The 21,151-nt window shown below is 61.9% G+C and carries 17 protein-coding genes; 10 read left to right on the top strand and 7 right to left on the bottom strand.

The annotated features are described in order from the left end of the window. Positions 1 to 14: 14 nt before the first annotated feature. Positions 15 to 284 (bottom strand): PilZ domain-containing protein, encoded by a 270-nt coding sequence (locus tag J5J09_RS09525; protein WP_208549541.1) that lies wholly within the window; start codon positions 282 to 284, stop codon positions 15 to 17. A 138-nt stretch (positions 285 to 422) separates the two neighbouring features. Continuing rightward, positions 423 to 1,022 carry an NAD(P)H:quinone oxidoreductase type IV gene (gene wrbA / locus J5J09_RS09520; protein WP_208549540.1) on the bottom strand — a complete coding sequence of 200 codons (600 nt, stop codon included), beginning with the start codon at positions 1,020 to 1,022 and terminating at the stop codon, positions 423 to 425. Positions 1,023 to 1,226: 204 nt separating this feature from the next. Here wrbA and J5J09_RS09515 point away from each other — a divergent pair, with 204 nt between their 5' ends. The 6 genes from J5J09_RS09515 to J5J09_RS09490 all read left to right on the top strand — a co-directional run bounded on the left by J5J09_RS09515 (position 1,227) and on the right by J5J09_RS09490 (position 7,312). Continuing rightward, positions 1,227 to 1,994, top strand: a complete 768-nt coding sequence (locus J5J09_RS09515; RefSeq protein ID WP_208549538.1) for a competence/damage-inducible protein A — start codon at positions 1,227 to 1,229, stop codon at positions 1,992 to 1,994. A gap of 132 nt (positions 1,995 to 2,126) precedes the next feature. Continuing rightward, complete coding sequence (locus J5J09_RS09510; RefSeq protein WP_208549537.1) at positions 2,127 to 2,972, top strand: universal stress protein; 846 nt, start codon at positions 2,127 to 2,129, stop codon at positions 2,970 to 2,972. 280 nt (positions 2,973 to 3,252) lie between these two features. Next, positions 3,253 to 5,031 carry a methyl-accepting chemotaxis protein gene (locus J5J09_RS09505; protein WP_208549536.1) on the top strand — a complete coding sequence of 593 codons (1,779 nt, stop codon included), beginning with the start codon at positions 3,253 to 3,255 and terminating at the stop codon, positions 5,029 to 5,031. An 87-nt stretch (positions 5,032 to 5,118) separates the two neighbouring features. After that, the gene (locus J5J09_RS09500) at positions 5,119 to 5,697 is read left to right on the top strand and encodes a hypothetical protein (protein ID WP_208549534.1); all 579 of its coding nucleotides are present in this window, start codon (positions 5,119 to 5,121) and stop codon (positions 5,695 to 5,697) included. A gap of 288 nt (positions 5,698 to 5,985) precedes the next feature. Then, on the top strand, positions 5,986 to 6,483 hold the full coding sequence (gene gpt / locus J5J09_RS09495; protein ID WP_208549533.1) for a xanthine phosphoribosyltransferase: 498 nt from the start codon (positions 5,986 to 5,988) through the stop codon (positions 6,481 to 6,483). A 169-nt stretch (positions 6,484 to 6,652) separates the two neighbouring features. Then, the gene (locus J5J09_RS09490; RefSeq protein WP_208549532.1) at positions 6,653 to 7,312 is read left to right on the top strand and encodes a PDC sensor domain-containing protein; all 660 of its coding nucleotides are present in this window, start codon (positions 6,653 to 6,655) and stop codon (positions 7,310 to 7,312) included. A gap of 35 nt (positions 7,313 to 7,347) precedes the next feature. Here the strand turns inward: J5J09_RS09490 and J5J09_RS09485 are convergent, their stop codons facing one another. Next, positions 7,348 to 9,102, bottom strand: a complete 1,755-nt coding sequence (locus J5J09_RS09485) for a M10 family metallopeptidase C-terminal domain-containing protein (protein WP_208549531.1) — start codon at positions 9,100 to 9,102, stop codon at positions 7,348 to 7,350. A 583-nt stretch (positions 9,103 to 9,685) separates the two neighbouring features. Beyond that, a complete protein-coding gene (locus tag J5J09_RS09480; protein WP_208549530.1) occupies positions 9,686 to 11,590 on the bottom strand; it encodes a methyl-accepting chemotaxis protein in 1,905 nt (634 codons plus the stop codon). Positions 11,591 to 12,327: 737 nt separating this feature from the next. Here J5J09_RS09480 and J5J09_RS09475 point away from each other — a divergent pair. The 4 genes from J5J09_RS09475 (at position 12,328) to J5J09_RS09460 (ending at position 18,508) form a co-directional block, all read left to right on the top strand. Continuing rightward, positions 12,328 to 16,134, top strand: a complete 3,807-nt coding sequence (locus tag J5J09_RS09475; protein ID WP_208549529.1) for a vitamin B12-dependent ribonucleotide reductase — start codon at positions 12,328 to 12,330, stop codon at positions 16,132 to 16,134. A 102-nt stretch (positions 16,135 to 16,236) separates the two neighbouring features. Beyond that, positions 16,237 to 17,199, top strand: coding sequence for a DUF4062 domain-containing protein (locus tag J5J09_RS09470; protein ID WP_348646480.1), 963 nt, complete (start codon positions 16,237 to 16,239; stop codon positions 17,197 to 17,199). Positions 17,200 to 17,311: 112 nt separating this feature from the next. Beyond that, positions 17,312 to 17,599: a transcriptional regulator gene (locus J5J09_RS09465; protein WP_208553441.1), complete on the top strand. Its 288-nt coding sequence runs from the start codon at positions 17,312 to 17,314 to the stop codon at positions 17,597 to 17,599. Positions 17,600 to 17,680: 81 nt separating this feature from the next. After that, entirely contained in the window at positions 17,681 to 18,508 is an 828-nt protein-coding gene (locus J5J09_RS09460; RefSeq protein ID WP_208549522.1) for a hypothetical protein, read from the top strand. A 10-nt stretch (positions 18,509 to 18,518) separates the two neighbouring features. On the opposite strand, the gene J5J09_RS09455 is transcribed toward J5J09_RS09460, so the two are convergent. From J5J09_RS09455 to J5J09_RS09445, 3 genes are all read right to left on the bottom strand, one after another. Then, positions 18,519 to 18,992, bottom strand: a complete 474-nt coding sequence (locus J5J09_RS09455; protein WP_208549520.1) for a hypothetical protein — start codon at positions 18,990 to 18,992, stop codon at positions 18,519 to 18,521. Between the two features lie 168 nt (positions 18,993 to 19,160). Continuing rightward, entirely contained in the window at positions 19,161 to 19,790 is a 630-nt protein-coding gene (locus J5J09_RS09450; RefSeq protein ID WP_208549518.1) for an outer membrane beta-barrel protein, read from the bottom strand. Positions 19,791 to 20,009: 219 nt separating this feature from the next. Beyond that, on the bottom strand, positions 20,010 to 20,441 hold the full coding sequence (locus J5J09_RS09445) for an OsmC family protein (protein WP_208549514.1): 432 nt from the start codon (positions 20,439 to 20,441) through the stop codon (positions 20,010 to 20,012). Positions 20,442 to 21,151 lie beyond the last annotated feature (710 nt).

Genomic DNA, 21,151 nt, shown 5'->3' with positions numbered 1-21,151 from the left:
GGTTGCAACGGCTGTCAGGCGGCCTGGCCTTCAGGAGCGTCGAACGAGACCCCGAGTTCCTTTGCCAGGCGCCAGCGGACTTCACAGTGGCGGCGGGTGCCGTCGCTCAACTGCACGAAGAAGCGGTCCGGCAGGTTTATCGTCGTTTCCAGCGCGATCCTGGCCCCGGCCTCCGAGAGGTTGCGGATGACGCAGTCGAAGGTCGACTGCTTGTTGTCGAGAATCAGGCTCGCTGCCTTCAGGGCGCGCATGCGGACGTGGCGACGACGGTCATGATCGTACATGGGATTGCCTCCTTTACGGAAAGCGAACCTAGCCAGCAAAACCTAACGCACTCTCATTCTGACATATAGTATTTTAGCAATGCCAAAAAAGGCGCGAGGTTTCCCCCGCGCCTTGCTGTTCGCCCGGAGACTGGCGTGTCAGGCGGACAGCTTCGAAGCGAGCTTTGCGACGTGGGCGCCCTGGTAGCGGGCTGCTTCCAGTTCGATCTCGGAGGGCTGACGCGAGCCGTCGCCGTCGGTGATCGTCGAGGCGCCGTAGGGCGAGCCGCCCTTGACCTGCTCGACACCCATCTGGCCCTGGAAGGCATAGGGAAGACCGACAACGGCCATGCCGTGGTGCAGGAAGGTGGGGATGAAGCCCATGATCGTGGTTTCCTGGCCGCCGTGCTGGGTTGCGGTCGAGGTGAACATCGAGCCGATCTTGCCGACCAGCTTGCCCTGGGCCCAGAGGCCGCCGGTCTGATCCCAGAAATTGCGCATCTGCGAGGCGACCGTGCCGTAACGCGTACCGGCGCCGACGATGATCGCGTCGTACTGGTCGAGTTCGTTCGGATCGGCGATCGGGGCGGCCTGGTCCATCTTGTAGTAGGAGGCCTTGGCCACCTCTTCCGGCACCAGTTCCGGAACGCGCTTGATCACGACGTCGGCGCCTGCAGACTTGGCGCCCTCGGCAACGGCGTTCGCCATGGTTTCGATATGGCCATAGGCCGAGTAGTAAAGGACCAGTACCTTCGTCATGCCAGTTCTCCCGTGCGGATTGGAATTCGATGACGTCACCTAGCAAAACCCGGCTCTTCCAGAAATCCCGGTGACGGTGACACACTGTCAACGGCACGCAGACTATCCGGTTCCCCGAGAGGCGGCGGGAGCTCGTGCTGCGGGCGACGCGATTGCTTTCGCACGCGGATGCGCTACTTAGGGGTCGATACGGAGATCACAATCATGGGCGAAACCACCATCAAGACGGCCGCGATGCTCGCGATCGGCGACGAACTTCTGTCGGGCCGAACCAAGGACAAGAATATCGGCCATCTGGCGGATGTGCTCACGCTGGCCGGCATCGACCTCAAGGAGGTGCGGATCGTCTCCGATGAGGAGGACGCCATCGTCGAGGCGCTCGATGCGCTGCGGCACCGCTACCACTACGTCTTCACCTCGGGCGGCATCGGCCCCACCCATGACGACATCACGGCGGATGCCGTATCGCGCGCTTTCGGCGTGCCCTGTGTCCACGATCCGGACGCCATGGCACTGCTCGCCGCCATGTACGAGCGACGCGGCATGGAATTCACCGAAGCCCGCCAGCGCATGGCCCGCATGCCCGAGGGCGCGCGCCATATCGCCAATCCGGTGTCGACCGCGCCCGGCTTCATCATCGGCAATGTCCACGTGATGGCCGGCGTGCCGCAGGTGTTCCAGGCCATGGTGCAGAACGTCGTGCCGACGCTTGCGGGTGGCGCCAAGGTTCTCTCCCGCTCGGTCACCTGCCCCTTCGGCGAAGGCGATATCGGCACGGCGCTCGGCGCAATCCAGAAGAACAATCCGGAGACCAGCATTGGCTCCTATCCCAAGTTCGACGGCGACCGCTTCTCCACGGAACTCGTGATCCGCGCCCGGCAGTCCGAACGTATCGACGCCGCCGAAAAGGACATCCTGGCGATGATCGCGGAGATCGCAGCGACCAAAGCGGGGATCGGGGAACCCGTCTGAGCCGAACCAAGCCGCCCGGCCGGGCATTATAGGTCTGACAGGATATCGATTTGACCGAAGTCAAGGCGCCGGTCGTCGCCAACCTGTTTAAAATCACGTGCGGGACGCGTTTGCCGCAAAGGGAGATTTATTATGGCCTATAAAACAATTCTTGCCGTACTCGACACGCCGAAAAATGCAGCGCAGGTCGTGGAGTTTTCCATCGCGCTCGCTGAACAATACCAGTCGCACATCGTCGGCCTGCATGCCGAGACGATCGCTGCCGTGCCGATCGTCGCTCCCATGGAGATTCCCGACCCGACCACAGTTCAGGCCCTGCAGGATATGGCGCATACGGAGACGATGAATGTGGAGAAGCTTTTCCGCGACATCGCTGGCCGCAACGGCGCCTCGCATGAATGGCGCAGCTTCCTGTCGTCGGCCGGCTATAGCTCGGCGGCGCTGATCGACAGCGCCCGCACCTCCGACCTGGTGATCGCCGCCCAGGGGGAATCCAGCCTGCTCACCGAGAGCCGGACGGAACTCGAGAGCTTCCTGTTCGAAAGCGGCCGGCCGGTTCTGCTCGTGCCCTATATCCTGAAGCAGCCGAAGCCGATCAAGCGGGTGATGATCGCCTGGAACGGCTCGCGTGAAGCGGCCCGCGCCACCTTCGACGCGCTCCCCTTCCTCAAGGCCGCCGACACGGTGGAGATCTTCAGCGTTGATCCGCCGGAGACGAGCACCCAGTCGTCCGAGATGGCCGGCGCCGAGATTGCCGCGACACTGGCGCGCCATGGCGTCAACGTCACGGTCGTCAGGGCCGAAACCGACAACAGCCTGCCGCCCGCCGCGGCGATCGAGAACCGTCTGTCCGACAGCTCGATCGATCTTCTCGTGATGGGCGCCTACGGCCACAAGCGCTGGTGGGAAATGCTGTTCGGCGGCGTCACCCGCACGGTGCTCGATTCGATGACGGCGCTGACGCTGCTGTCGCGCTAGCAGGCGCGGTCGCAAAGGCGTCTCCGCCCCCCTTACCGTCTCTATCGCCCGCGCTCTCCGGCGCGGGCTTTTTGATGTCTGCGGCAGGCTGGAAACGGTGACACGGCCGAGAATGATGCAACAAAGATATCGCAACATTCCTATTTACGAATCTTTTAATGTTCTAATACTAAAAATCGCACTGGACGACGGATGCGCGGTAAAGACCGCGACGCCTCGAGGAGTGGCTTTGGAGCGCCGTCGCATCGCCTGCCCGTAGCGCCTGGAGGTCGCTCGACATATGTTCCGATTGCTGAATTCCCTGTCCCTGACAGTCAAGCTCGCCGCGCTGATCGTCGCGATCAACACCGTGGGCGTCATCGGTCTTTCCACCTACAGCTTCATCAGCCAGAAAGGCACGATGCTCACCCTCGCGGAAGCGAGCTGGGGCAAGGATTCCACCCAGTTCGCGGACCTTTCGGCCGGCGGCGTGAAGTGGGGCAAGGCCGATGCGGTCGCCGATACCTACAAGCTCTATCGTGACGATCCGTCCCTCGACCTCGTGCACTTCACCGCCGTGAACGCCGAACAGAAGGTTATCGACAGCTGGCGGCGCGAGGGGCTGGACACCCTGCCCTCCGCCGAGGATATCGCCGCGCTTGCCAAGACGGCGCCAGCGCAACAGACCAGCGACCTAACCTCCATGCAGGCCGGCCTGGTTTCTTTCGTGACACCGCTGCCGGTCGACAAGAGTGGCGCGATACCCGGTTACGTGGTCACGACATGGTCGGCCGACCGGGTTCTCGCGACGGCCCGTAACAATGCGCTGATCGCGCTCGCCATCCAGGCGGCCGTCATCGCGGTGGCCGTCGTTGCTTTCCTCGTTGCCATGCGCGCCCTCGTCGGAAGTCCGCTCGGCCTTCTCAGCGGCCGTATCGTGGCACTGCAGGAGGGTGACATGCAGACGCCTGTCATGTTCCAGCAAAAGGGAGACGAGGTCGGCTTCCTCGCAAGGGCGCTGGAGCGCTTCCGGCTCGACGCGATCGAGACCGCCGAGCAGCGCAGCCGCGCCGAACAGCAACAGGCGACGCTTGACCAGGAACGCGCCCGCAACGCGGCCATGAGTGAGGAAGCCGCGGCGACCCAGCGGCGCATCATCGACCGCGTCGGCGAAGCTCTGTCGCTTCTGTCCGGCGGACAGCTCGCCACCCGCCTCCAGGAACTCGGCCCCGACTTCGAACAGCTGCGCGTCGATTTCAACAACATGGTCGGGAGCGTCTCGGATGCCATCTCCTCGATCAAGGCCGCATCGGTGGCCGTCGAAAGCGGTGTGGGCGAGCTCGCCGACCAGGCACAGCAACTGGCCAAGCGCACCGAGCAGCAGGCCGCCTCGCTTGAGGAAACCGCCGCCGCGCTCGACGAGGTCACCAAGACCGTACAGACATCCTCGCAGGATGCCGAGCGCGCCGGCCGGATGGTCAACGAGGCGAAATCGGAGGCCGGCGAATCCGCCGAGGTGGTCCGCCGCGCGATCGGCGCCATGGACCGCATCCAGAATTCCTCCTCGCAGATCGGCCAGATTATCGGTGTCATCGACGAGATCGCCTTCCAGACCAACCTGCTCGCGCTGAATGCCGGCGTGGAAGCAGCCCGCGCCGGAGAAGCCGGCAAGGGTTTTGCCGTCGTTGCCCAGGAAGTGCGGGAACTCGCCCAGCGCTCGGCCACCGCGGCGAAGGAGATCAAGCACCTGGTCGCCGCTTCCAGCGCCGAGGTCGAAGGCGGTGTCAACCTCGTCAACGAAACCGGCGAGGCCCTGCTCAAGATCGAAGGCCGCATCGGCAATATCGCCGAGACCATCGTCGCGATCGCCTCGTCCTATCGCGAACAGTCGTCCGGCCTTCGCGAGATCAACCATGCCATCAACGAGATGGATCAGGCGACCCAGCGCAATGCGGCCATGGTCGAGGAGACCTCTGCCGCCTGCCACGACCTCCTGAACCAGAGCCGCCTGCTGCAGGAAGCCGCCGGTCGCTTCGAGCTCGACATGGAAACAACCCAGCCTGTCCGGCGCGTTGCCTGACGGCCTTTCGCCAACATGACCTCCATGCGGGATCCGGAGGATCTTATGGTCCCGCGCCCCAACCAAACCCATGAGGAGACCCCATTGATGAAGAAAGTTCTCACCAGCGTGATCGCACTCTGTGCGTTTGCCGCCACCGGCGGCCTGGCCAGCGCCGAGGAGGCGCATGTCGCCCCCGTCACCGCCTATGTCCAGGAAAACGTCGTCCCCTGGCTCTCCGATCCGGCCGTCATCGCCGCGATCAAGGCTCAGAACGAAAAGCATGCCGGCCTTTCCGCCGCCGACATCGACGCGCTCGACAAGAAATGGCGAGCCGAGGTCGAAACCTCCGACCGGCCGATGATCAGCGAGGTTCTTGGCAACGATCTCTCGAAGATGCTGCAGGAAAAGCAGGCGGCATCTGAGGGCACGATCTCCGAGCTCTTCGTCATGGACAACAAGGGGCTGAACGTCGGCCAGAGCGACGTCACTTCCGATTACTGGCAGGGCGACGAGGACAAGTTCAACAAGAGCTTCGGCGCGGGCAAGGACGCGATCTTCGTCGACGCGGTCGAGAAGGACGAGTCCACCCAGGCGCTGCAGTCGCAGGCCTCCGTCACGATCAGCGACGAGAGCGGCGCGCCGATCGGCGCGATCACCATCGGCATCAACATGGACGCGCTCTGATCCGCAAACGCGACGTGCCCGCACGACAGGTGGCGGGCACTGACGCGGACGACATATCCGGGCCACTCCGGACCGGCCCGGACCCGGGCACCCTTCCCTTCAACGCCGGCGCGGCGGCTCTTGCCAGCGCGCCGGCTTTGCCGTTAATAGCCGTGCCCTATGACGGCAGTTCAGGGCACGGCATTTTTTTTGAGCGACCCGCCCGTCCCGGTTTCGGGGCAACCGCCGTCGCCGGCCGGCCGGATGCCGGAGAGGTCAACCGAAGACGCTGCCCGCGGAGCCAACCCGATGTCACTGCCCGAAAAAGCCTTTCCCGTTTCCTGGGACCAGTTCCACCGCGACGCCCGTGCGCTTGCCTGGCGTCTCGCCGGCCTCACGGAAGAGTTCCGCGCCATCGTCTGCATCACGCGCGGCGGTCTGGTGCCGGCCGCGATCATCTCGCGCGAGCTCAACATCCGGCTGATCGAGACCGTCTGCATCGCCTCGTACCACGACTATCTCAATCAGGGCGAAATGAACCTGCTCAAGGGCATCACGCCGGAACTGTTGGAGAATGGCGGCAAAGGCGTGCTAGTGGTCGACGACCTCACCGATACCGGCAAGACCGCCAAGGAAGTCCGCGACATGCTGCCGAACGCGCACTTCGCCTGCGTCTACGCCAAGCCGAAGGGCGTGCCCACCATCGACACTTTCGTCACCGAAGTCTCGCAGGACACCTGGATCTACTTCCCCTGGGACATGGGCTTTACCTACCAGGAACCGATCGCCAAGGGTCACAAGGGCTGACGTAAGGTCCGAAAAGGTCCCGTCACGGTCTGGCGGATCGTATCTTTCCCGTTTATCAAATACTAAAACAACCGGGTTAAAAACTGGGGCTCCGGCGGTTCCGGCCCTGTTGCGAATGTCTCGCGACGGGTCGGAGCGGACGGAGCATCACCATGTACGATCGATGCCAATGCCGAGACGCCTATCCTCAGCCCCGCGCCGACCGAAGCTGATCCTCGTCAGCCTCGCTGTCCTCCTGCCGTGCCTGCTGGCAGGCGCGCTCATGGTGCCGCATTCGTTCGGCACCCAGGACAGCGTCGACGTCTCCCACGAACAACTGGTGCAGATCGAGACCTTCATGCACGAGAGCGTCAGGCCGTGGCTGTCGGACCCGCTTCTGGCCGCGGCGATCACGGCGCAGAACGTCGAGAATGCCGACCTTACCGATGCCGAGATCGATGCGCTCGACCGTGCCTGGCGCAACGATGTCGCCGCTGGCGGCTCGCCCACGATCGAAGCCATGCTCGCCCGGCCGCTGTCTCGGATCCTGCAGAACAGACAGGAAGGATCCGCCCACCTGATCACCGAGATCATCGTCACGGACCGGCACGGCCTCAATGTCGCCCAGTCGACGGTCTCCACCGATCTGTGGCAGGGGGATGAGGCGAAGTTCACGCGAACGTACGGTCAGGACGAGGATTTCGTGCTGGTCGAAAAGCTGGAACTCGACGAGTCGACCCAGCGCCGCCAGGTCCATGCATCCATGCCCATCACAGACGCCTCCGGCCGCCCGATCGGCGTCATCACCCTGGGCATCGACCTCGAGGCGCTCGACCGGCTGGCGCGATAAACATGGGGCGGCACAAGGCCGCCCCCCTTTCCCCGTCACACGACCAGGAAGTCGCTGTGGGTCAGGTGCAAACCGTCATCGAGTTTTGCGAATAGGATGCGCCCCCCTGAGGCATTGCCATTACTGTCGTAGTAGAGGTTCCCGGTATCCGTTTCGTAAATGATTCGGTCTTTGGAATCGGTCGCCAAACCGGACTTGTTTGCAACAAAGGCCGAGGAAGCAAGGGTGCCTGTTTTTGTCAGCTTGGTGAAGATGGAATTTTCCAGCGCAATCGTGTCGTCTGCGACGGAGAAGTCGGTGATTGTGTCGACGTTGGTCGACGAGTTCAATGCCGTATTGAAGTAGAAGGTATCCTTGCCACTGCTGCCGCTAAGGGTATCCTTACCAGATCCCCCATAAAGCTTGTCATTGCCACTGCCACCGTAGAGGCGATCATTTCCGGAATTACCTTTAAGGGTATCATTTCCAGCATTGCCCCAAAGACGATTTGACGAACTATTGCCATAAATAACGTCGTTGGATTTACCGCCTTTGGCATTTTCGATCACAGCGCCGATCGCGATAGAGACATTGCCGTCGAAACCGCCGATATCGGAAAACGAACCCGCGTTGAGATTGATGCGCTGGGCCATCGAGTACAGAGAGGCATCGATCGTATCGTTGCCTTTGCCGTCCCATATGCAGAAAAACGGCGTGGAATTGCTGGCGAAGTTGTAAACCGAGCCAGTATTGGAGTTGAAACCGTAAATAGAATCGCCGCTGCGCGTGTTTCTGTCCACGCCGTAGAGTTGCTGAATTGCCAGAATGTCGAACATCAGCAGAGTATCCGGATAGCTGTTGACGCTGTCCGTGGTACTGCTCTCGTCAAAATAGCTCATCACCGTGTACTGGTGCGAGTCTTCTATGAACTGCGCATGCGTCCCATATGTAATGCTGACGCCGGGCGCTGCGTTATAGTCGCCAGGATGCTGAAGACCCATGGCATGACCAATCTCGTGAAGCAACGCGAAGAACGAGTAGCTGCCACGAGGCAGGCTGCTCGTCGACACACTGTCATTGTTGAGGTTGACATCTCCTGCAGTATTACCCGCAGCGGTGCTGCCGGGGAAATAAGCATAGGCGCCCGAGCCGTCGGCAGTGGAATTGTAGGCGGAAAACCGCATGGTCCCCGTGTTGGCAGCCACTTGGGTGAAGCTGATATTGCTCACTTCGGCAAACATCGCGAGGCTCTGTTGTGCTGCGGAGCGTTGCGCCGAAGAAAGGGCGATAAACGCTGTCGCATTGCCGCTTGCGTCGGTCTGGTCGGAATTCGACGTATCGAACGAATAGGTGACATTCACGCCCCGGCCAGCGGTTGAGGACCAACTGTAGCCGCCCCGAGCCAGGTTCCCCGCTCCCATCATGTAATCGTAATGCGCCAGGCTACCGGCGGTGAAAGACAGCCCGTACTGCCCCGACGACGCATTGTTATAGCTTCCGACATCAATGAAATATGTTCCGGAGCTTGTGGCCCTAAAGGTGATCGTAGCGTTGGACCCGGGACCACCGTCGTCATCGTAACTGACGACCGAACCAGATGAATTGCGCAGACGGAGAAACGGGTCGGGAAGATCGTTTCCGCCGGTTCCGACGACGGCAAACGTATATGTTTGACCAGCGGTCAACGTCACGCGGTACCAGTCGTGATCCGAGTTGCTGCTGAGCCGACCCTGTGCGGTCTGTCCGACGCCCAGCCTGTAGTTTGTCCCGCTGGAAGCTGATGCGTCCGTGCTTTCCGTTATGTTCGGCATTCCATTTCCCCTCGATAAGATCACATTCAATATATGCCACCGGCCTAAGACGTGGCTGACACCTTTAATGCCCGTCTGCGCACAATCTCTGCATGGACCGGCGCGCCTCATCGACCAGCGTTGCATTTCGCTCGGCTGACACAAGCGGACTTCCGCTCAGCGCTTCCTGATACCGCGCACGTGCCTCCGCGCAGTTGGCCTCGTCGAACGGCCGTTCGGGATTACGTGGAAGCGCATTTGCGTATCGAGACATGGATGCAGCGACTAGGAATGAGCATGCTATCACAAGGATAGCTCCGCCCAACTGGCCCGAATGCTGACGTGTCACCTGAACCTCCCAAATACCGTCGGCGTCGGCCGCAAGCAAGGTGCAGCTCTCATCTTGCGGAACAGTATCTTAAGTTTCTGCTACAATAAAGCTTCGATGTTGCGGCAATAAAACCAAGTTTGGTTATTTCAGCCGCGACATCGAAACACCTTATTTTTCCTCAGGGTTTCCGCTGATCTGCAACGCCCTACCCACCCCAAACAAAAAAGGCGCCGCCCGAAAGCGACGCCTTCTCCATCCGATGTTTGCCGTGCCTCAGGCGGCGCGCTGGGCCTCCACGCGGCCGCCGGACGACTGCAGGCGGAAGCGGGCGAGCTGGCCCTGGAGCTGCTGGCTTTCGCTGGCGAGCACCTGGCTGGCGGCCGTGGTTTCTTCCACCATGGCGGCGTTCTGCTGGGTCATCTGGTCCATGTGGTTGACCGAGGTGTTGATCTCGGCGAGCGCGGCGGACTGTTCCTGCGCGGCACGCGCGATGCTCGCGACGTGGTCGTTGACGCGGTTGACCAGACTTTCGATCTCGGTCAGCGCCTCGCCGGTCGAGTGAACCAGCGCAACGCCACCCTTCACCTCGTCGGCGGAGGTATTGATCAGCGTCTTGATTTCCTTCGCGGCATTGGCCGAGCGCTGGGCAAGTTCGCGGACTTCCTGGGCGACGACCGCAAAGCCCCTGCCCGCTTCGCCGGCACGGGCTGCTTCCACGCCGGCGTTCAGCGCCAGGAGGTTGGTCTGGAAGGCAATTTCGTCGATGACGGAAATGATCTGGCTGATCTTCTGCGAGGACTGCTCGATGCGGCCCATGGCGTCGATGGCGTTGCGGACGATGTCGCCCGACTTGCCGGCGCTCGACTTGGTCTCCAGCACCATCGAGCTTGCCTCGCGGGCGCGCTCGGTCGAGGTCTTGACCGTGGTGGTGATTTCCTCCAGCGCGGCCGCGGTTTCCTCGAGCGAGGCCGCCTGCTGCTCGGTGCGGCGCGCCAGTTGGTTGGCCGCCTGGCTAAGCTCCGAGGAGTTGCCGGCGATCGTGTGCGAGCCGGCCAGGATGTTCGACATGGTCTGGCGCAGCGTCGCCATGGTGTTGTTGACGTTGACCTGCAGTTCGGCAAACGCGCCCTGGAACTGGCCGCGCATTTCCTGGCTGAGATCGGCGTCGGACAGAGCAGCGATGACGCGACGGACCTCGGTGACACCGCGGTCGACGCCTTCCACCAGTTCGTTGACGCTGCCGGCGAAGCGCTTCAGGTCCTCGTCGTCATACTGCTTGGTGATGCGCTTGGAGAAGTCGCCGGCTGCGGCCGCGGCGACGATGCCGCTGATATTGGCCTGCAGGTCCTTGCTCTGGGCGGTGAGTGCGGCTTCCTGGGCTTCCATCTCGCGCATGTGCAGCTCGTTGGAGCGGAAGACCTGGAGCGCGCGGGCCATCTCGCCGATCTCGTCCTTGCGCTCGGTATCCGGGATTTCGCCCTTGAACTTGCCGGAGGCCATCTCGGACATGATGGCCGTCAGGCCACGGATCGGGTTGACGATCCCCTTGCGGGCGATGACGAGGCTCAAGGCCACGCCGGCGATGATGCAGATCAACGCGGTTGCGCCGAGAACCACGATTGTCGTCGTCGAGGCGGAAAGCGCCGAGGCGCGCGATTCGGCCAGCGTGTTGCTCGAATAGGTGCTGTATTCCTTGACGATGGCGGTCACGGCCTTCTGGCCGTCGAGCACCTTGGCGAGTTCCTCGCGCATGACGGCGAGATCCTTGCCCTGTTCGGAGCCGGCGACGGCGACCATCGAGCGGATCGAGGCGAAATAGCTGTCGAGCGTGGTGCGCACCTGGTCGAGGATACGGGCCTCGTTGGCGCCCGCAGTCGCGGCGATCTTCGGCAGGCGGTCGAGCATTTCCTTGGCGCGCCTGTCGGTCTCGGCGGCGAAATCGGCAGCCTTTTCAGGCGCCAGCGCCAGCTGGTAGGTCATGCGGGAAATGGCGATGATGTCGACGCGCAGGTCCATCGCCTCGCGGGCGACCTCCTCGCGGGCGCCCGTATCCTTCAAGGCGCCGCCCAACGACGTCAGGCCGCTCGCGCCAACGGCGGCGATGGCACCGGCAGCGATACCCATCGTCACGACGAGCAGGCTCACCTTCTTGAGGATCGAGAAATTGGCGAAACTCATGGCTGAATATCTCTCGGCTGGACTTTCCCTGATGGAAAGCGGCCCTGACGGCCCGAAACGGAGATCATTCCGCACAGTGATGGGTGCATCGTTGCAGGAAGCTCGTTTATTTTCGGTATAAGAGAAGCGCGAAATACGGCAGTGCAGCAAAAATCGCATTTTTCACCGATGAGAAAAACCTGTGTGTCAAATCAGGACACGAAAATGGCGGTCTCGCGTCGTGGTGGACACGCCTGAAACCCCCACTCCCCCGGCACAGCAGGGCGACAAGGGGTGCGCGGCTGCTATTTTCGCCAATCCCCGTTTTCCACAATGAAACACCACTAGATGTGGTATTCATAAATTCGTCACGGTCCACCCCTTGACGGAATCAGTGCATTTCAAGTTAATGGCCCTGTTGCGGCGGCGACAGAATCGGACAGTAACGAGGCCGGTTCTTTTCAAGGAAATCGATGAAGTCCCAAGCGGATAGGCCTCATGATGTGGCGCTTTTCCGAACGGTTTCGCGTGCGGTTTTCAGCCAAAGAAACACACCGGGGACTGGCAGCAAGAATTTGTTAACACTATATATAGTAGGCTTGCAGCCATAATCACCACAAGATACAGGTTGACGCATTCGCGGATGAATCACCTGATTTAGAGCGTTCGGAGCCCGGCTTGCGTTTTACAAACGAGGCCGGACGGGGATATAATGCGCCTTTGACGGGCGCGGAACTTGCACAAGGGACAAGAGCCAGATGCGCATAGAACGTCGTTTTACGAAGACCGGCCAGTCGCCCTACGCGGAGATCGAATTCCGCAAGGCGGTGAGCGAGATCAAGAACCCGGACGGCTCGATCGTCTTCCGGCTGGCGGATATCGATGTGCCCGCCCAGTTCTCCCAGGTCGCGACCGACGTTCTGGCGCAGAAGTATTTCCGCAAGGCCGGCGTTCCCGCCGTCCTGAAGAAGGTCGAGGAAAACGACGTTCCGTCCTTCCTGTGGCGCTCCGTCCCCGATGAAAAGGCGCTCGCGGCTCTCCCCGAAGGCGAACGCTTTGGCTCCGAAACCGATGCGCGCCAGGTGTTCGACCGTCTCGCCGGCACCTGGACCTACTGGGGCTGGAAGGGCAAGTACTTCTCCTCGGAAGAAGACGCCCTCGCCTTCAAGGACGAGCTTGCCTACATGCTCGCCACGCAGCGCGTCGCTCCGAACAGCCCGCAGTGGTTCAACACCGGCCTGCACTGGGCCTATGGCATCGACGGTCCCGGCCAGGGCCATTTCTACGTCGATCCCTTCACCGGCAAGCTCGTCAAGTCGAAGTCGGCCTACGAGCATCCGCAGCCGCATGCCTGCTTCATCCAGTCCGTCGAGGACGACCTCGTCAACGAGGGCGGCATCATGGATCTGTGGGTGCGTGAGGCGCGCCTCTTCAAGTACGGCTCCGGCACCGGCTCCAACTTCTCCTATCTGCGCGGCGAAGGCGAAAAGCTGTCGGGCGGCGGTCGCTCGTCCGGCCTCATGTCCTTCCTGAAGATCGGCGACCGCGCGGCGGGCGCCATCAAGTCGGGCGGCACCACGCGCCGTGCGGCCAAGATGGTCGTGGTCGATATTGACCATCCGGATATCGAGGAATACATCAACTGGAAGGTCAAGGAAGAGCAGAAGGTCGCGGCTCTCGTCACCGGCTCGAAGATCGTCGCCAAGCATCTGAAGGCGATCATGAAGGCCTGCGTCAACTGCGAGGCGGACAACGGCGCCTGCTTCGACCCGAACCAGAACCCGGCGCTCAAGCGCGAGATCCGCGCCGCCAAGAAGGACCAGGTTCCGGAAAACTACGTCAAGCGCGTCATCCAGTTCGCCCAGCAGGGTTACAAGGACATCGAGTTCAAGACCTACGACACCGACTGGGATTCGGAAGCCTATCTCACGGTCTCGGGCCAGAACTCCAACAACTCCGTCTCGCTGAAGGACGACTTCCTGCGCGCCGTCGAGAACGATGGCGACTGGAACCTGACCGCCCGCAAGGACGGCCGCGTGATGAAGACGCTGAAGGCCCGCGATCTCTGGGACAAGATTTCCTACGCAGCCTGGGCCTCGGCCGATCCCGGCATCCACTTCAACACGACGATGAACGACTGGCACACCTCGCCGGCCGCCGGTCCGATCCGCGCGTCGAATCCGTGCTCGGAATACATGTTCCTCGACGACACGGCCTGCAACCTCGCCTCGCTCAACCTGTTGCAGTTCAAGGACGCCGCGACGAAGAAGATCAACGTCGCCGACTACGAACATGCCGTGCGTCTGTGGACCGTCGTGCTCGAAATCTCGGTCATGATGGCGCAGTTCCCGTCGCGTCAGATCGCAGAGCTCTCCTATGAATACCGCACGCTCGGCCTCGGCTATGCGAACATCGGCGGCCTCCTGATGTCCTCGGGCATCCCTTACGACTCGGCCGAGGGCCGCGCCATCTGCGGCGCGCTGACCGCCATCATGACCGGCGTCTCCTATGCGACCTCGGCGGAGATCGCCTCCGAGCTCGGCCCCTTCCCGGGCTACAAGCCGAACCGCGACAACATGCTGCGCGTCATCCGCAACCACCGCCGCGCCGCCCATGGCCTGTCGGATGGTTATGAGGGCCTGTCGGTCAATCCGGTGCCGCTCGTCCATGCCGAATGCAGCGATCCGGCCCTCGTCGACCACGCCGTCAAGGCCTGGGACAAGGCGCTGGAGCTCGGCGAGAAGCACGGCTACCGCAATGCGCAGGTCTCGGTCATCGCCCCAACGGGCACGATCGGCCTCGTGATGGACTGCGACACGACCGGCATCGAGCCCGACTTCGCGCTCGTCAAGTTCAAGAAGCTTGCCGGCGGCGGCTACTTCAAGATCATCAACGCGGCCGTTCCGGAAGCGCTGCGCACCCTCGGCTACTCGGAATCCCAGATCGCCGAGATCGACGCCTATGCCGTCGGCCACGGCAACCTCAACCAGGCGCCCGGCATCAACCCGACCACGCTGAAGGCCAAGGGCTTCACCGACGAGAAGATCGCCGCCGTCAACGGCGCGCTGAAGGCCGCCTTCGACATCAAGTTCGTGTTCAACCAGTGGACGCTCGGCGCCGACTTCCTGAAGGACACCCTCAAGGTCTCCGACGAGCAACTGTCAGACATGAGCTTCAACCTGCTCGACCACCTCGGCTTCTCGAAGAAGGACATCGAGGCCGCCAACATCCACGTCTGCGGCGCGATGACACTCGAAGGCGCACCCTTCCTGAAGCCCGAGCACCTGCCGGTGTTCGACTGCGCCAATCCGTGCGGCAAGATCGGCAAGCGGTACCTCTCGGTCGAAAGCCACATCCGCATGATGGCGGCCGCCCAGCCGTTCATCTCGGGTGCGATCTCCAAGACGATCAACATGCCGAACGAGGCAACCGTCGAGGATTGCGGCGCGGCCTACATGCTCTCGTGGAAGCTGGCGCTGAAGGCCAACGCGCTCTACCGCGACGGCTCCAAGCTCTCGCAGCCGCTCAACGCCTCGCTGGTCGAGGACGACGAGGACGACGATGCGCTGGAGGAATTGCTGCAGGCGCCGGCAGCGGCACAGGCCGTGATCGTCACCGAGAAGATCGTCGAGCGGATCGTCGAGCGTCTGGTGCGCGAACAGGAAAAGCTGCCGACCCGGCGCAAGGGTTATACCCAGAAGGCCAAGATCGGCGGCCACACCATCTTCCTGCGCACCGGCGAATACGACGACGGCCGGCTTGGCGAGATCTTCCTCGACATGAACAAGGAAGGCTCGGCGCTGCGCGCGCTGATCAACAACTTCGCCATCTCCGTGTCGCTCGGCCTGCAATATGGCGTGCCGCTCGAGGAATATGTCGACGCCTTCACCTTCACCAAGTTCGAGCCGGCCGGCATGGTCCAGGGCAATGACGCGATCAAGAACGCGACATCGATCCTCGATTACGTCTTCCGGGAACTCGCGATCTCCTATCTCGGCCGCCACGACCTTGCCCATGTCGACACCTCCGACTTCGGCAATACGGCGCTCGGCAAGGGCATGAAGGAAGGCAAGGCGGATGCCGTGTCCAAGGGCCTGACCCGCGGCTACAAGCCGGTTCTGGTCTCCGGCCATAACACGGCGGCCTCCGGCGCGGAACCGAAGGGTGCCGCAACGGCCGCGCCCGCCAAGGCGTCGGGCGGCGCCACGGTCACCGCGATCGCCGGCAATACCGCGCGAAAGATGGAACCGGCCATGGCCGTCGCCACCTCCGAAGTCGTCTCCTTCAAGCGCGACTACGAGGAACGCGCTGCCGCGCTCGTCGAGGAATATGCCGAGGAACTGGCCGAGGCCGCCGAAAGCCCGGACCTGTTCTCCGACAAGGCCGCAGCCGACGCCGCCGCCGCCAAGTCGGACGCCAAAAAGGTCGAAGCCGACCGCCGCATGCGCTCCATTGCTCAGGGCTATACCGGCAACATGTGCTCGGAATGCCAGAACTTCACGATGGTGCGCAACGGCACCTGCGAGAAGTGCGATACCTGCGGGGCGACCAGCGGGTGCAGCTGATCATTACAGGGTAAAGTGGAAATTTGCGTTTCCGCTCGCGCTAAATCAGTTAAGATAAACTGCGGCGAGTGAATTCGCCGCAGTTTTTCATTGGGCGAGATCGTGCAAAAAAAGCGATACCAGATATTCTTAAGTTCCACGTTCTCTGATCTAGAAGATGAGCGTCGAAGAGTCATGATGGCAATGCTGGGAATGGACTGCATTCCCTCCGGCATGGAGTTTTTCCCAGCATCAGATGAAGAAACTTTCGATTTTATAAAAACTATAATTGATGAATCCGACTACTACATATTAATTCTTGCGGGACGGTATGGGTCCGTTTCTCCGGATGGAATTTCCTATACAGAAAAGGAATACGATTACGCTGTATCGACAGGAAAACCAGTCTTGAGCTTTGTTATAAAGGATATATCTCAGCTAACGGTATCTAGGCTGGACAACGATCCTGCGTTGAGGGCCAAGCTGCAGGAATTCCGCGAGAAAGTGCTCAACGCGGGACGACTCGCCAAATTCTGGACAAATGGTGACCAGCTAGCATCGGAAGTAATTCTCACACTTACACATGCAATAAAAAGATACCCTCAACCTGGCTGGATACGAGGAGACAACGCAGCATCGGAAGAGATACTCCTCACGATAAACAAACTTCGGGAAGAAAATGAAAGATTGAAAATCACGTCTTCTTCGGTCCCACCCAAAATACCAACCGAGGGGCTTGCGGGCTTAGAGGACGATTTCACCATTGATTTTTCAGGGCAACGTTACGCTGGATATGACTACAAACCGATGTCGATTTCGGTGAAATTTGGGGACATCCTCAAGAGACTAGGTCATAGATATCGATCTTTTCATCCGATAAACAGCAAAAACGACTTAGAGTCGCTCATACTTGAGATATCTTCCTGCGTAAATATCAGATTCGACTACCGATATGTGAGAGAAATTATTGCTCAATTCGAGATACTCGGAATAATTGAATTTAAAGATATCGATGGAAAATCTGGATATGTTTTAACGGAAGTTGGATTGAAAGAATATTTATCCCGAATTGCTGTAAAAGCCTGACCGTTAAAGCATTTTGCGATCAAGACTGAGTGAATGCGACACGTACGGACCCCGGAGCATGACAATGCACAACGCCAAGTCCCCCGGAACCGACTGGGCCTACCTCGGCGCCATGACCGACGAGGAAGCCGAGGCCAACGCGCTCGCCGATCCGGACAATCCGCCGATGACGAAAGAGCAATTGCGCGCCGCTCGCAGAATGCCGCAGGTGAAAGTCATCCGCCGGGCGCTCCGCCTCACGCAGGAGGAATTTTCCGTCCGCTACCGGATCCCGCTCGGCACGCTGCGCGACTGGGAACAGGGCCGCAGCGAACCCGACGCCCCGGCGCGGGCCTATCTCAAGGTCATCGCCGTCGATCCCGCCGGCACCGCACGAGCGTTGTCGAAAGGCGTTGCCTGAGGCAAGCCCACCCCCACCCTTGCCAACCCCTCCGCGCCGCCGCCATAAAAGCACCGGACACACCGGAGGAGACCTGACCTGATGACATCGCGCCTGCCCGCCCTCGCCGCCCTCGCCCTTGCCGCCATCGTGGCCGCAGCCCCGCTTGCCGCCGCCACCGAGTTCCAGATGACGCTGTTCGGGCACGCGGTGGCGATCGTGAAGGCGGGCGACGAGGAGAGCCTGGAGATCGACGGGCGGTCGGTGCTGAAGGACTACTATCTCTTCGTCGATGAGGTCCGCCTGGTCGGCGGCGTGCCGGTGGTGCTGGGCTCGGCATCCGCCGGCGGCAATGCCTGCGATGGCGCGCCCTTCGTGCTCTCCTTCCCCGACGGTGCGGCGCCGCGCATCGACGGCCCGATCGACAGCTGCGTCAGCGTGTCGATGGAGGAAGACGGCGACAGCCTGGTCTTTTCGACCCGCTCGACGCCCAACGAACCCGGCGAGCGATGGTCTTGGACGGCCGAGGGCGGGCTCAAATCTCTCGACGCCGTCGCCTTTCAGCCGGATGCCGCGAAAGGCTGGGCCGAGCTTCGCGACCGCACCGCCACGCATCCCGGCGACCTGTTCGACTATGCGGACATCGGGGGCGAGATCGCCCGGCTTGCCGGCGACGACCAGAGGCTCGTCAACGATATCCTGATGGGCGTCGGATCGGGCGCGTTCAAGGGCGATTATTTCGTCGGAACCGCCTGCTCGCGCCATATGTGCATGGACCAGGAGGCGCTCGTGATCGCCGATATCCCCTCCCGCACGGTCTATCTGGCCTGGAAGCCGTCGGGTCAGAAGATCCGCGTCAACCCGCCGGTCAAGACCTGGCCGGAGAAGGCGAAAGCCGAAATCCGCGCCTGGGCGGCGAAGTGGAATTAGGGCCGCAGCCTCAGCGGCCAAACTCCACCAGCGTCACCGCCGCCATCCACTCGTAGTCCGCGAGATCGGTGCTTTCGGGCGTCGGGCCGGTAAATCCGCGGGTCAGCGTCGCCTGGCAGGTGGTGACGGTTTCGCCCGGTGCGATGATCCGGTCGGAGCGCAGGAAGGCGCGGTAGGCGAGCGTCGAATGACCCCGCAGCCTCGCCGTCAGGTCGAAGGAAAGCTTCAGGACCGGCCGGTCGGCGGCATTGGTGAAGGCGACAAGCACCGGCCGGGCCGGGTCGGCGCAGATGCCGGGATTGATGTCGGCGCGGGCCGTGACCGCGCTCATCTCGGCCGCCCGCTCCTCGTCCTGGCGGTCGGTCACCAGCCAGACCACACCGCCGACGACCAGCGCCACGGCAATCACGATCGCGGCGGCGCGGCGGCTGAGCAGCGCAAGGATCAGGACGATGAGGACAGCGGCGGCAAGGGCCCAGGCCATTCAGGCGGCCTTCCTGTGGGAATCGGTGATCATCGCCCGAATGTAGGTGCGGCGGCCGCGAATGCAACGGCTGCGACCGCCCGGCCGGTACCGACCGCGCCGGAGAAAATCAAAAAACCGGCATCGACGCGCGCCGATGCCGGTTCCGTAGTGTCGATCGTAGGGCGATCAGAACTTGTAGTTCAGGCCGCCCTTGATCGTGTGGTCGCTGAGATTGGTGGTCGAGGTCGAGGCGCCGTCGAAGCTGCGCACATCAGGCGTGCGCACATAGTTGTACTCGACCTTGGCGGAGATGTTGGCGTTGAGGTTCTGCTCGACGCCGACGCCGAGCAGGTAGCCGGGCTTCCAGCCGTCCGGACCCTCGGCGGTCGTGGTGTCGCGAATGCTGGTCATGGTCGCGCCGGCGGTGCCGTAAATCAGGGTTTCGCCCATGGGCATACCGGCCTTGGCCTTCAGCGCCATGCGGTGGCGTTCCTTCAGCTCGCCGCCTGGAACGTCCACTTCGGTGTCGCTCAGGTGGGTGTATTCCAGTTCGCCGCCGACGATGGCGCCGCCCATTTCGGCATTGTAGCCGCCATGGATACCGCCGGTGAATTCCTTCTCGCCGGAAAACGGGTTGATCTGTTCGCCCGACATGCCGGCATGCACGCCGGCATAGGCGCCGGCGAAGCCGCCGGAGGATGCCGCGGCCGGCTCTTCATAGGCCGGCGCCGGATCGGAATAGGTGAGATCTGCCGCAAAAGCGGAGGTGGATGCCATTGCGGCGGCAAGCGCCAGGGAAACGCGCTTCAGGGTCATGAGCTTACTCCATACTGTACCCGCTTGTCCGAAGCGGGCATGACTCGTTTGACACCACGCGGCGGTTCGGGCCGTCGTCTCCCAGCCCCTCGCCATTCCGGCGAGCCCGCACCACCTGCAGGTTCCCTCTAACTTTCACGATTCAATAAAGACTTCGTTAACCCGGAGGGCCTTGAGCGTGATGCGCGACGAAATCGCGCATCACGAAGGGGTGAGCCTTTAGCGGAACGTGGTTTCCAGCGTGATCGGCACCGCCTTCAGCGCCTTGGACACCGGGCAGCCGACCTTGGCCTCCTCGGCGATCCGCTTGAACGTCGCCTCGTCGGTGCCAGGTACCGAGCCGGTCAAAGACAGCGCGATGCCGCTGATCTCGAAGCCGCCATCGGTCTGCGACAGCGTCACCTTGGCCTTCGTCTCCAGGCTTTCCGCCGTAAATCCGGCATCGCCCAACGCCTTCGACAGCGCCATCGTAAAGCAGGCCGCGTGCGCCGCGCCGATCAGCTCCTCCGGATTGGACCCGGCCACGCCCTCGAAGCGGGTCTTGAAGCCGTAAGGATGCTCCTTCAGCGCCCCGCTCTCCGTCGAAATCGCCCCCTTGCCGTCCTTCAGTCCGCCACTCCACTTCGCCGATCCGAATTTCTCGATCGCCATTGTCGTTCTCCTTTGCTGTTGGGGATTGTTCGGGAGGGTAACACCGGGGGTGGGGAAGAGTTCCGGGGGGATGTCGGCCGCTGCCCCCCCCTGCCGGGATAGTCTCCCTGCAAACGGAGAGAAGGAGGATGTGGCAAGGCCGGCGCTCCACCTGCCTTCTCCCCGCAGCGGGGAGAAGGTGGCGGCAGCCGGATGAGGGGCGGCGACGTTGCGATGGCCACACCTCCCTCCAGCCTCATGCCGAGGCGCGCCGACGGCGCCTCGAAGCACGAGGCTGGCCACCGGCGGTAGCCGCCCCGTCTCCCCTCTTGCGGGGGAGGACGGGAAATCGAAGGCTTGAGGTCAGCGCAAGCCGCCTAAACTTCAGATTTTCCTGGAGAGGGGCACAGTTCCCGTGGCACACCCCTCACCAAACCCCTCTTTTGCTTTGGCCCCTGTTGGTGCGTCTCGCGGGCTTGGCTTTGGATCCTCGGGTCATCCTCGGGTTGAACCCGAGGACGAGGATGACGACCGGAAGGGGGTACGACGGTGCCCCAAGCAATGCTGAAATCCGGTAACCTCTCTTCGGGCACCAACGCCCACCACACACTCCGTCATCCTCGGGCTCGATGTTCGGCCCTGATACATAGCTGACAGGTGTTCATAGACATGCCTGACACTTTCCGGATTGATTCTGGGAGGTGGCGATGACTTGGGAGACGAAGTCCGTG

It is taken from the genome of Ciceribacter sp. L1K22, assembly GCF_017599385.1.
In the GTDB taxonomy this organism is placed as follows: Bacteria; Pseudomonadota; Alphaproteobacteria; order Rhizobiales; family Rhizobiaceae; genus Allorhizobium.
This window is presented reverse-complemented; position numbering and strand designations above follow the sequence as displayed.

Coding starts and splice junctions, on each gene's coding strand:
- J5J09_RS09525 (WP_208549541.1), bottom strand. CDS start 284: ATGTACGATCATGACCGTCGTCGCCACGTCCGCATGCGCGCCCTGAAG.
- wrbA (WP_208549540.1), bottom strand. CDS start 1,022: ATGACGAAGGTACTGGTCCTTTACTACTCGGCCTATGGCCATATCGAA.
- J5J09_RS09515 (WP_208549538.1), top strand. CDS start 1,227: ATGGGCGAAACCACCATCAAGACGGCCGCGATGCTCGCGATCGGCGAC.
- J5J09_RS09510 (WP_208549537.1), top strand. CDS start 2,127: ATGGCCTATAAAACAATTCTTGCCGTACTCGACACGCCGAAAAATGCA.
- J5J09_RS09505 (WP_208549536.1), top strand. CDS start 3,253: ATGTTCCGATTGCTGAATTCCCTGTCCCTGACAGTCAAGCTCGCCGCG.
- J5J09_RS09500 (WP_208549534.1), top strand. CDS start 5,119: ATGAAGAAAGTTCTCACCAGCGTGATCGCACTCTGTGCGTTTGCCGCC.
- gpt (WP_208549533.1), top strand. CDS start 5,986: ATGTCACTGCCCGAAAAAGCCTTTCCCGTTTCCTGGGACCAGTTCCAC.
- J5J09_RS09490 (WP_208549532.1), top strand. CDS start 6,653: ATGCCGAGACGCCTATCCTCAGCCCCGCGCCGACCGAAGCTGATCCTC.
- J5J09_RS09485 (WP_208549531.1), bottom strand. CDS start 9,102: ATGCCGAACATAACGGAAAGCACGGACGCATCAGCTTCCAGCGGGACA.
- J5J09_RS09480 (WP_208549530.1), bottom strand. CDS start 11,590: ATGAGTTTCGCCAATTTCTCGATCCTCAAGAAGGTGAGCCTGCTCGTC.
- J5J09_RS09475 (WP_208549529.1), top strand. CDS start 12,328: ATGCGCATAGAACGTCGTTTTACGAAGACCGGCCAGTCGCCCTACGCG.
- J5J09_RS09465 (WP_208553441.1), top strand. CDS start 17,312: ATGACCGACGAGGAAGCCGAGGCCAACGCGCTCGCCGATCCGGACAAT.
- J5J09_RS09460 (WP_208549522.1), top strand. CDS start 17,681: ATGACATCGCGCCTGCCCGCCCTCGCCGCCCTCGCCCTTGCCGCCATC.
- J5J09_RS09455 (WP_208549520.1), bottom strand. CDS start 18,992: ATGGCCTGGGCCCTTGCCGCCGCTGTCCTCATCGTCCTGATCCTTGCG.
- J5J09_RS09450 (WP_208549518.1), bottom strand. CDS start 19,790: ATGACCCTGAAGCGCGTTTCCCTGGCGCTTGCCGCCGCAATGGCATCC.
- J5J09_RS09445 (WP_208549514.1), bottom strand. CDS start 20,441: ATGGCGATCGAGAAATTCGGATCGGCGAAGTGGAGTGGCGGACTGAAG.